Here is a 9,827-nt window from a genome sequence, read left to right on the forward strand (position 1 = left end):
TCAAGGCACGATGATCTGGATGCCGGCGGGTGCCGGCCCGTCCATGGCGGCCAGCGCCGCCGGCGCGTCAGCCAGCGCGAGCTCGCCGGTGACCAGGTCGGCGGGGCGCAGCGCGCCCGTGGCCACCAGCGGCAGCAGCTCCCGGTACGCGTGTGCCGGCATCCCGTGGCTGCCCAGGATCTCCAGCTCGTGGGCGACGACGAGCTCCATCGGTACGGTCGGCCGGCCCGTCACCGCCGGCAGCAGGCCCACCTGGACGTGCCGTCCCCGCCGGCGCAGGCCCTCGACCGAGGCGGTGAGCGTGGCCTGGCTGCCCAGCGCGTCGAGGGAGACGTGCGCGCCGCCGCCGGTGATCTCGCGGATCGCCGCCACGGGAGACGTCGAGCCGTCCACCGTGGCTGCGGCACCGAAGCGCCGGGCCAGGGCCAGCGCGCCGGCCGCCACGTCGACCGCGACCACCCGGGCGCCCGCCGCGACGGCGACCATCACCGCGGACAGGCCGACGCCGCCGCACCCGTGCACGGCGACCCACTCGCCGGGGCGGACCCGGCCCCGGGCCACCACCGCCCGGAACGCCGTGGCGAACCGGCATCCCAGGGTGGCCGCCGCGGCGTAGCCCACCCCGTCGCCCGCCCCGTCGCTCAGCCGCACCAGGTTGGTCTCGGCGTTCGGCACCACGACGAGCTCCGCGAACGAGCCCCAGTAGGTGAAGCCCGGCTGCTCCTGCCGGTGGCAGACCTGCTGGTCACCGGCGAGGCAGGCCGGACACGTCCCGCACGCGCAGACGAACGGCGCGGTGACTCGGTCGCCCACCCGCCAGTCGCGCACGCCGGTGCCGACGGCGGCGATCTCGCCGGCGAACTCGTGCCCCGGCACGTGCGGGAGCCGGATGTCGGTGTCGTGCCCCCGCCAGCCGTGCCAGTCGCTGCGGCACAGCCCCGTCGCCCGGACCGCGACGACGACACCGCCGGCGGGTGGCTCGGGGTCGGGCACGTCGCGAACCTCGGGCAGCTCGCCGAACCGGTCGTAGATCACCGCACGCATGACCTCATCGTCGCAGGCGGCCGTACGAGTCGAGGGTCCGCAGCGCCTGCAGGGTGACCATCCCGCGCCAGGCCAGCCGCGACGCGGTGCCGGGCGGCTGCCAGGAGACCTCCCAGCCGCCGTCCGGTTGCTGGGCTCGCAGCAGGTGGTCGAGGTGCCCGTCGAGCTGGGCGGCGGTGAACAACGGGCGCCAGCGCGAGTCCGCGGCCGGGGCGATGTCCAGCGGGGTCAGCCCGTACCCCTCGGCCTTGGGGTCCAGGTGGAACATGGCAACCGTGCCCAGGTGCTCGACCACCGCGGTGGCCTGCTTGTCCGCCCGTTCCCGGTCGGGCACCTGAGCCAGGAACACCAGCACCTCGGACAGGGCGTGCACCTCGTCGGGCAGCGGGCCGTTCTCCAGGGCCTGCCAGGTGTAGCGGGTGGCCGCGTCCCGCCACGGGTGGGCGAAGTCCAGCTGGTGCAGCAGCCCGGCGAGACCGGCAGTCGGATTCAGCCCGGGGACGTAGGTCCAGTCCGTCAGGTGCTCGGCGCGAGGATAGGACTCGATGACCGGCGCGGCCAGGGAGACCGCCCCGTCGACGGCGATGCCGTCCAGGAAGTCGGCCGCACCCTGCAGCAGCGCTGAATCCGTGGTCCGGGCGGCGACGAGGGTCTGCAGGGCGACCTCGACGTCGAGGGGCAGGCTGGCCGGGCAGCGTTTGTCCGGCTCCAGCCCGTGGCCGAAGCCGCCGTCGTCGTTCCGGTAGCCACGTAGCGCGTCGACGACCCCGCTCGCCGGGGCACCGTGGAACAAGGTGTCGAAGAGGCGCTGCTCCAACAGCCGGGCCTCGGCCCGCAGGAACCGCTCGGCGGCGGCGAGAACGTCATCCATGGTCGCAGCGTACGAATCCGGCGGCGGTGGCGTCTTGGACGAATCGGCCGCGGCGTCAGTGGTACTTCAGCTCGCCGGCGGCGATCGGGACGGTCAGCCTGTTCTCCTCCGGCGCCAGCGGGCAGAGCCACTGGTCGTCGTACGCGCAGCTCGGGTTGTAGAGGTAGTTGAAATCCAGCAGCACGCGGGTGGCGGAGACCATCTCCACGCCGCGGCCGTGGGTGCCCTTCACGGTGTCGGTCAGATAGCGCCCGCCCCCGTAGGACTGCGGGCCGCAGGTAGCGTCGCGGACCGGGAGGAACAGGCCGCCGCCGTACCCCGCCAGCCACCAGAGCGACAGCGCGCCCCACGGGGTGTCCAGGATGCCCACGCGGTCGTAGCGGCAGACGCCGTCCGGGCCGCCCGTGTCGATCTCGATCTCGCCCGGCGCCGGGCGCAGCTCCACCTCGGCGCGGAACTCGTCGTTCGGCGGGAAGTAGGACAGGCCCTCGAAGTCGCCGGTGCTCGGGATCGGTGACTGAGGGTGATATGCGAACAGCTCGTCACGCCGGGCGCGGAAGTCGGAGAGATCGGTCGCGGTCAGATAGATCCGGGCCACCGCCGCGCGGTAGTCGGCGAGTTCGAGTGCCTGCACGCCGACACCGTATCCCGTGGCCCCCGCGCCGATCTTCCGGTTCGCCCCCCCCAGGCTCGGTCAGAGGTCGCGTAGCTCCTCCCGGAGGAGCCCGGTGACGTAGTCGTGGCGTTCGCTGCCGACCGGGATGCCGCGGCTCGGGCCCTCGGCCAGCATCAGCACGTGGAGGTGGACCCGGTAGAGCGCGAGCCGGATCCGGGCCGCGTCGTCCAGCACCAGGCCGGTCGCGGCGGCGTAGCCGCGCAGGAACGGATGCTCCGGCGCGTCCTCGATGCGGTGGAACAGCGCCGGGGACACCAGGTCCAGCAGCGGGTCGCCCCAGAGGAAGCGCTCGCCGTCGACGAGCCCGGTCAGCCGGCCGCCGTCGGCCAGCACGTTGCCGTCCCAGAGGTCGAAGTGCAGCAGCGCGGGCCGGGTGACCGTCGCGAGGTTGGCATGGTGCCGGGCGGCGAGCGTGTCGATCCCCGGCGGCAGTGGCACCGCCCAGTCGGCGGCGTCCGCCAGCAGGTCGGCGATGATCGCGCCGTACGCGGTGGGCCAGTCGGCGGCGGCCGGCCGGTCGCCGGTGTAGCCGAAGTGCGGACCGGTGATCCGGTGCAGGCCGGCGATCGCGGCGCCGAGTTGCTCGCGGACCCCGGCGCTGTCCGGCGATCCGGTCAGGCTGTCGCCGGGCAGCAGCGTCGTGACGATCCAGTCGGCGCCGAGATGCAGCACCTCCGGCACGGGCACGCCGGGGGCGCCGGCACGGACCGTGCGGAAGTACGCCGCTTCGGCGGCGATGAGACCACGCTCGTACCGGAGCAGCCGGGCCCCGGCCGGCGGGCCGACCTTGACCACCACGTCCCGCCCGTCGGCCAGGACGGCGCGCCACACGGCCGCGAAGCCGCCGCCGGACAATTCAGCGGCATCGCTGACATTCACCCCGAAAGCGCCGCTGAGCAGGGCATTGATCATGGAAAAGTCGAGAATGCGTTGGGTTGGACTGCGCATGCCGCATTGTGCATCTGCCCGGCTTGGGAAAACCTTGGAGTCCACGAAGGATCGTGTCTAGTTCGATGGTGAGTCCCGCGCCCGGAAGGGTACACACGCTGTATGACCGTCAGTGACGAACGGCCGGGGTTGGCGGACCCCAGCCGGGAAATCACACCAGGTGACAACTCCGTTCGCCCGGCAACCCGCCCGGTGCCCCTGGCACCGCCGGCCGGCGCGGACGACCTACCGCGGTATCTGCACGCCCTGCGCCGGCTCGCCGACGCGGACGATCTCGCGGCGGCACACTCCGGATGCACCCTCGCGGTCGACGCGGCCGGCCGGGACGGCTCGGCGGCCGGGCTCGCGATGGCCTACTCGCAGCGCAGTTCGGTGGCGCGGCGGATGGGGCGGCTGCCCGAGGCCGCCCGCGACGCCGAGGCCTCCGCGGAACTGCTCGCCGTCTCGGGCACCGACCCGACCGGCCCGGCGGCGGCGCTTGTGCTGTCGCGCCGGCTGGCGGTGCTGCTCGACCTCGGCGACCTCGACCTCGCGGACGGGCTGCTGGTCGAGGCCGGGCTGGACGGCGACCTGCCGGACGAGCCCGAGTTCCTGTTGCTGCGCTATGTGCGCGGGCGCCTGCACACCGCGGCGGCGCGGCCCGGCGAAGGGCTGGCGGAGCTGTACCGGTGCGGCGAGCGGCTCGGCGTGCGGCGTTCCGACCACCCCGGCGTGCTGCCGTGGCGCTCGGCGGTGGCCTCCGTCCTGGTTGGACTCGGCGCGCGGGAGGCGGCCGAACGGCTCGTCGCCGAGGAGGTCGCGCTGACCCGGCGGCACGGGCTGGCGTCGGCGCTGGGGCGGGCCCTGCGGATCCAGGGACAGGTCCGGTCCGGCGCCGCCGGCATGGCCGCCGCAGTGGAGGCGATCCGGGTGCTGCAGGGCACGCCGCGGCGCTTCGAACTGGCGACGGCGCTGGTCGACCACGGGGCCCTGCTTAACGCCGCGCGGCAACGGCCGCAGGCGCGCCGGGTGCTGCGGGACGGCCTGGAGCTGGCGCAGGAGTGCGGCTCTCCGGCCCTGGTGGCCCGGGCGCGCGAGCTCTTCGCGGGTCGTACGGTGAGGTAAGGGTAGCCTTATCTCGTGACCACGACCTTGCGCGCCGCCGCGCAGCCTTACCAGCCGTTCGCCCTGCGGGTGGCCAGGATGCAGCGGCTGAGCACCACCTTCGTGCGGGTCACGCTGACCGGCGAATCCCTCGCTGAGTTCGCCGGGCACGGCCTGGACCAGCGCATCAACCTGATCCTGCTGCCCGCGGACGCCGACCACGAGGCGTTCGCCCGCCGCCCGGACTGGCTGGCGGCCTGGCGCAGCGGCCCGCCGGAGTCACGGGCGCCGCTGCGGGTCTACACGATCCGGGCGTTCCGGCCGGCCGCGCTCGAAGTGGACGTGGACTTCGCGCTGCACGGCGACGGCGGCCCGGCGTCGCGCTGGGCGGGCGCGGCCCGGCCCGGCGACCAGGTGGTGATGATCGGCGCCACCCACGGCCACCCGGTCACGGACGTCGCCTGGCGCCCGCCGCCGGGCGCCACCCGGCTGTTGCTGGCCGCCGACGAGACGGCACTGCCGGCGGCGGCCGCGATCCTGGAGGGTCTGGACCGGCCGGCCACGGCGTTCCTGGAGGTGCCGGCCCGCGACGACTGCCTGCCGATCGGCGGTCCCGCGAGCATCACCTGGCTGGTCCGCGCCGAGGGACAGCGGCTCGAACCGGTGCTCCGCGCCCACCTCGACGCCGTGGCTCCGGCCGCCGCGCCCACCGACGTCGATCCCGCCGAGGACGACATCTGGGACGTGCCCGAGCACCCCGCCGGGAGCTTCTACGCCTGGCTGGCCGGGGAATCGGGCACGGTGGTGGCGCTGCGCCGGCACCTGGTCGGCGAGCGCGGGGTGGACCGCTCCTCGGTGGCCTTCATGGGCTACTGGAAACGCGGCCGCGCCCAGCAGAACTAGCTAGATGGCCAGGGGCTCGCGCGGCGACCACGCGTTGTGCTCCGCGAAGGTCCGGTATCGGTGCAGGGCGAGGAACAGCCAGCCCAGGCTGACCACCGCCAGGATGACGAACGCGATGGCGCCGCCGAAGGTGTCCCAGGCGGTGTGCATCGCGACCGCGCCGGCGAAGGTGGCGAGGAAGGCCAGCAGCTTCTTGCCGGACGGGGAGGCCACCAGCGCCCACAGGGCCCCGCAGGTGAGGCCGGTCCACGCGGTGTGCCCGGCCGGCGCCGTCAGGCCGCGGACGAAGAGCGTCTCCTGGACCGCGCCGATGTTGCCCTGCGAGGACAGCAGCGCGCTGAAGCCGTAGCCCATCGTCTCCAGCGCGGCGAAGCCCATGCCGGACGCCACCCCGATGACCAGGCCGTCCGACGGCAGCCGGCGGCCGTGCCGGGCCAGCAGCGCGAAGAGCAGCACGATCGGGACGATCATCTTGGCGGATTCCTCGATGAGCGCGACGAACAGCATGGGCAGGGCGCCGAGCCCGCGCAGCGCGTCGTATTCCAGCGTGCCGGCCACCACGACGCCGATGACGCCGCCGAAGAAGGCCGCGATGACCAGCGCCGACGCGGGCACCTGCCAGCGGCCGGTGCGGGCCTGCGCGAACGTCAGGAACGCCAGCGGCACGACGGTCGCGCCCAGCAGCAGCAGCGACGGGATGAAGTTCGGGTTCTGGGTCCGTACCAGGGTGCGCAGCACGATGACGTAGAGAACCAGCCCGATGACCAGCACACCGAGCCACGCCCACCGCCGGGGGAGATCACGCATGGCTCGATCCTCGCGTACGGGATGGTCGGGCGCCAGTTCCGCGGCCGGAAACGGGTACCCGGCGGACCCTGGAGATCATTTATCATCCCCGCCATGCCCGCCGCGCCCACCCAGCCGCCACCCACCTTCGACGCCGCTGACGCCTATCCGGAGCTGCGTCGGCTGCGGGCCGCGCTGGCCGCCCTGGACTGGGCCGGGGCACGGGCGATCGTCGACTCCGCCGCGGAACCGGCCGGGCGCACGCTGCTGATCCGCGCGGCCGGCGACCGGGAGGGGCTCGAGCCGTTCCTGCGCTCCGTGCTGGCCCGCGATCCCGACGACGCCGTCGCCGGATCCCTGCTCGGTGGTCACCTCGTCCAGGTCGGCTGGAAGATCCGGACGTCGGCGCAGGCCCAGTACGTGAGCGCCGAGCAGTTCCGCGGCTTCCACGAGCACTTGCGCCGGGCCGAGCAGGTGCTCATCGAAGCGGCCGCCCGGAACCCCGCCGAGGCGTCGATCTGGTGCCAGCGGCTGATCAGCGCCCGGGGCCTGCAACTGGGGCTCTCCGAGGTGCGCCGGCGCTACGACCGGCTCGCGGCGTACGACCCGCACCACCTGCCCGCGCAGCACCAACTGCTGCAGTCGTTGTGCCCGAAATGGAGCGGGACCTGGGAGCAGATGCACACCTTCGCCCACGAGTGCATGCTGGCGGCGCCGAAGGGCGCCCCGAACGCGGTCCTGGTCGTCACGGGCCACCTGGAGCGCTGGCTGGACGACGACAGCCGGGGCTATCTCGCGACGCCGTTCGCCCGCAACGAGATCTACGAGGCGGCCGCCCGCTCGGTGTGGGACCCGAACTTCCGGCACGGCCCCGGCTGGGTCGCGGTGCGCAACACCTTCGCCATGGCGTTCAGCGTGCTGGGTGACCACGCCGCCGCGGCCGCGCAGTTCGCCGCGCTGGGCCGCTTCGGCACCGAGGACCCATGGCACTACCTCGGCGAACCCGCCGCCGAGTTCACGAAGCGGCGGGCGCTGGCCTACGCGAAGGGCGGTGCCCGATGATCCGCCGGACCGAGGTCGACGGCGTGCCGACGCTGATCTCGCCCACGTCCGGACCGATGCGGGCCGGGCTGATGTTCCGGGTCGGCCGGGCCGACGAGACGCTGCCGCGCACGGGCATCACCCACCTGCTTGAGCACCTCGTGCTGTACCCCCTGGGCTTGGCCGACTACCACTACAACGGCACCACCGCCCCGGTCACGACCTACTTCCACATGCAGGGACCGGAGCAGGAGGTCGCCGGCTTCCTGTCCGGCGTGTGCAAGACGCTGAGCGATCTGCCGCTGCACCGGCTGGAGACCGAGAAGGCGATCCTGCGTACGGAGGGCAGCAGCCGCTCGTCGCACGTCACCGAGCCGATGGCGCTGTGGCGGCACGGGGCCCGCGACCACGGCCTCGTCAGCTACCCGGAGTGGGGACTGCCCATGATCACTCCGGACGACCTGAGGGCCTGGGCCGCCAGGTACTTCACCCGCGACAACGCGGTGCTCTGGATCGCCGGCCGGGAGGTGCCGGCGGGCCTGACCCTGCAGCTGCCGGGCGGCACGCGCCGCCCGGTACCGCCCGCGTCGTCGACGCTGCCGGTCACCCCGGCGTACTTCTCCGGCGACTCCCAGGCCGTGGCGCTGGACGCGGTCGTCCGGAGCCGGACGGCCGCGTCGGTGTTCACCGGCGTGCTGGAGCGCGAGCTGTTCCGCGGCCTGCGCCAGGAGGGCGGGCTGTCCTACATCGCCAGCGCCGACTACCACCCGAGGGGCGACGGCCACGCGGTCATCACCGCGCTCGCGGACGCGCTGCCGGAGAAGCAGGACGCGGTGCTTGGCGGGTTCATCGACATCCTGGCCAAGCTGCGGGTCGGCCGGATCGAGCAGGCCGACGTCGACGCAGTGGTCACCCGGAAGTCGGTCGCGCTGGACAACGACGAGTCGTCCGCCACCCGGCTGCCCGCCGCCGCCTTCGCCCTGCTCACCGGCGAGCCGCACCCGCCGGCCGAGGAACTGGCCGTCGAGCTCAAGAGCGTCACGGCCGGGGACGTGCACGAGGTGGCGCTGGAGGCGCTGGGCTCGGCCCTCCTGATGGTGCCGGACGGGCGGAGCGCCGACTGGGCCGGCTTCGAAAAGGCCCCGTCGACGTCCAGCGCGGCGGTCACCGGTACGGCCTACCGGTCCCTGGAGGGAGGCGAACTCCGGCTGGTCGTCGGGCCGGAAGGCGTCAGTCTCGTCGCGGAGCGAAACATGGTGACCGTCCGCTACGACCAGTGCGCGGCCGTGCTGGGCTGGCCCGACGGCCGCCGGCTGATGATCGGCCACGACGCCGTGACCGTCGGCGTGGAACCGACCATGTTCGCCGGAGCCCGGGCGGCGCTGCCGGTCATCGACGCGGCCGTGCCGGCGCACCTGCGCGTGGTGATGCCCGCACGCGATCCGTCGGCGATCCCGCAACCGGACCCGGCGGCGCACCACCGGACGGGCAGCCCTCGGCCGGGCGACATCAGCACGCCGTGGTCCATCGCCGGGATCGCGATGCTGGTAGTGGTCCTGCTGGTGGTCGGCGTGCCGACTGCGGCGCTCACCGTCGGCTTGCTGAATTCCCCGCGGCCCGACAGCGAACTGTGGGTGATGGCCGGGGCGGGCGCGCTGCTGTCGGCCTATCTGACCTACGCGGTGATCAAGAACGTCAAGCGGCTCCGCCACGGGGCCTGACGACCGAACCGATCAGCCTGGGGCCGCGCCGGGGACGGCCCGCATGCGGTCCCCGGCCCGGCCCGGCCCGGCCGGGATCATTTGAATTCGCGGTTGTGACGGATTGGGGTCGGAGTGGTTCATATGAACGCCGAGAACTTCCGGCCAGGGCCATTGCGTGTTCGGCGGTTGCAGGCTTGAGCTGGGATGACGTGGGGTGTTTGACCTCTGTGGAGGTGCCCGGGGCGGGTGAGATCGCCTAGGTGATCATGGGAGTTCTCACGCTTCCAGACACTTCGAGGACCTCACCCGCGATGTCAGCATGCCCGATACCGGTACTGTCCGCAGTTGCTACCCCCTCCGACACGCCAGTCCGCCCGGTAACCGAGGGTGAACAGGCCGGTTTGCTGCGAGCGTTGGCAGTGGTGCCGGATCCGCGCAGCCCGCGTGGGCTGCGTTACCCGCTCGCCGGGCTCTTGGCGGTCGCGGTGTGCGCGGTGCTGGCCGGGGCTACGTCGGTGGCCGCGATCGCGGACTGGCTGCACGATCTGGACGACATCGCCCGAGCCCGGCTCGGGTTCGTTCGGGGTATGCCGGCCACGACCACGATGTGGCGGCTACTGATCCGCCTGGACGCCGACCTGCTCGCCACGATCCTCGCGGGCTGGTTACGCGCCCGGACCCAGCCGTCAGACCGGCCCCGCGGGCCTCGATATCGGCAGGTCATCGCGGTCGACGGCAAGACCCTTCGGGGCGCCCGCCGCCCCGACGGCAG

Annotated in this window: 10 protein-coding genes; 5 read left to right on the forward strand and 5 right to left on the reverse strand. The window is 73.5% G+C overall.

Annotated elements, in window-relative coordinates; translation table 11 throughout:
* The 4 genes from DMB66_RS38195 to DMB66_RS38210 are packed head-to-tail and all read right to left on the reverse strand — an operon-like array spanning position 1 to position 3,539.
* Entirely contained in the window at positions 1–1,044 is a 1,044-nt protein-coding gene (locus tag DMB66_RS38195; RefSeq protein WP_125809006.1) for an alcohol dehydrogenase catalytic domain-containing protein, read from the reverse strand.
* Positions 1,045–1,048: 4 nt separating this feature from the next.
* Positions 1,049–1,915, reverse strand: coding sequence for a hypothetical protein (locus DMB66_RS38200; protein WP_125809007.1), 867 nt, complete (start codon positions 1,913–1,915; stop codon positions 1,049–1,051).
* Between the two features lie 55 nt (positions 1,916–1,970).
* Positions 1,971–2,549: a DUF1684 domain-containing protein gene (locus DMB66_RS38205; protein ID WP_125809008.1), complete on the reverse strand. Its 579-nt coding sequence runs from the start codon at positions 2,547–2,549 to the stop codon at positions 1,971–1,973.
* Between the two features lie 60 nt (positions 2,550–2,609).
* The gene (locus DMB66_RS38210; protein ID WP_125809009.1) at positions 2,610–3,539 is read right to left on the reverse strand and encodes a phosphotransferase family protein; all 930 of its coding nucleotides are present in this window, start codon (positions 3,537–3,539) and stop codon (positions 2,610–2,612) included.
* A gap of 102 nt (positions 3,540–3,641) precedes the next feature.
* On the opposite strand from DMB66_RS38210, the gene DMB66_RS38215 reads away from it, so the two are divergent.
* Together DMB66_RS38215 and DMB66_RS38220 are read left to right on the forward strand one after the other, a co-directional pair.
* Complete coding sequence (locus DMB66_RS38215) at positions 3,642–4,643, forward strand: hypothetical protein (RefSeq protein WP_125809010.1); 1,002 nt, start codon at positions 3,642–3,644, stop codon at positions 4,641–4,643.
* A 15-nt stretch (positions 4,644–4,658) separates the two neighbouring features.
* The gene (locus DMB66_RS38220) at positions 4,659–5,525 is read left to right on the forward strand and encodes a siderophore-interacting protein (protein ID WP_125809011.1); all 867 of its coding nucleotides are present in this window, start codon (positions 4,659–4,661) and stop codon (positions 5,523–5,525) included.
* Here DMB66_RS38220 and DMB66_RS38225 read toward each other — a convergent pair whose 3' ends face one another.
* The gene (locus DMB66_RS38225; protein ID WP_125809012.1) at positions 5,526–6,332 is read right to left on the reverse strand and encodes a PrsW family intramembrane metalloprotease; all 807 of its coding nucleotides are present in this window, start codon (positions 6,330–6,332) and stop codon (positions 5,526–5,528) included.
* Positions 6,333–6,425: 93 nt separating this feature from the next.
* Between DMB66_RS38225 and DMB66_RS38230 the strand changes: the two genes are divergently transcribed.
* The 3 genes from DMB66_RS38230 to DMB66_RS38240 all read left to right on the forward strand — a co-directional run.
* Positions 6,426–7,373: a hypothetical protein gene (locus tag DMB66_RS38230; RefSeq protein WP_125809013.1), complete on the forward strand. Its 948-nt coding sequence runs from the start codon at positions 6,426–6,428 to the stop codon at positions 7,371–7,373.
* Positions 7,370–9,073: an insulinase family protein gene (locus DMB66_RS38235; RefSeq protein WP_125809014.1), complete on the forward strand. Its 1,704-nt coding sequence runs from the start codon at positions 7,370–7,372 to the stop codon at positions 9,071–9,073. Before DMB66_RS38230 ends, DMB66_RS38235 begins: the two co-directional genes overlap by 4 nt.
* Positions 9,074–9,474: 401 nt before the next feature.
* The coding region (locus tag DMB66_RS38240; RefSeq protein WP_233625132.1) for a transposase family protein at positions 9,475–9,827 on the forward strand (353 nt) is incomplete at its 3' end.

Source organism: Actinoplanes sp. ATCC 53533 (genome assembly GCF_003947245.1).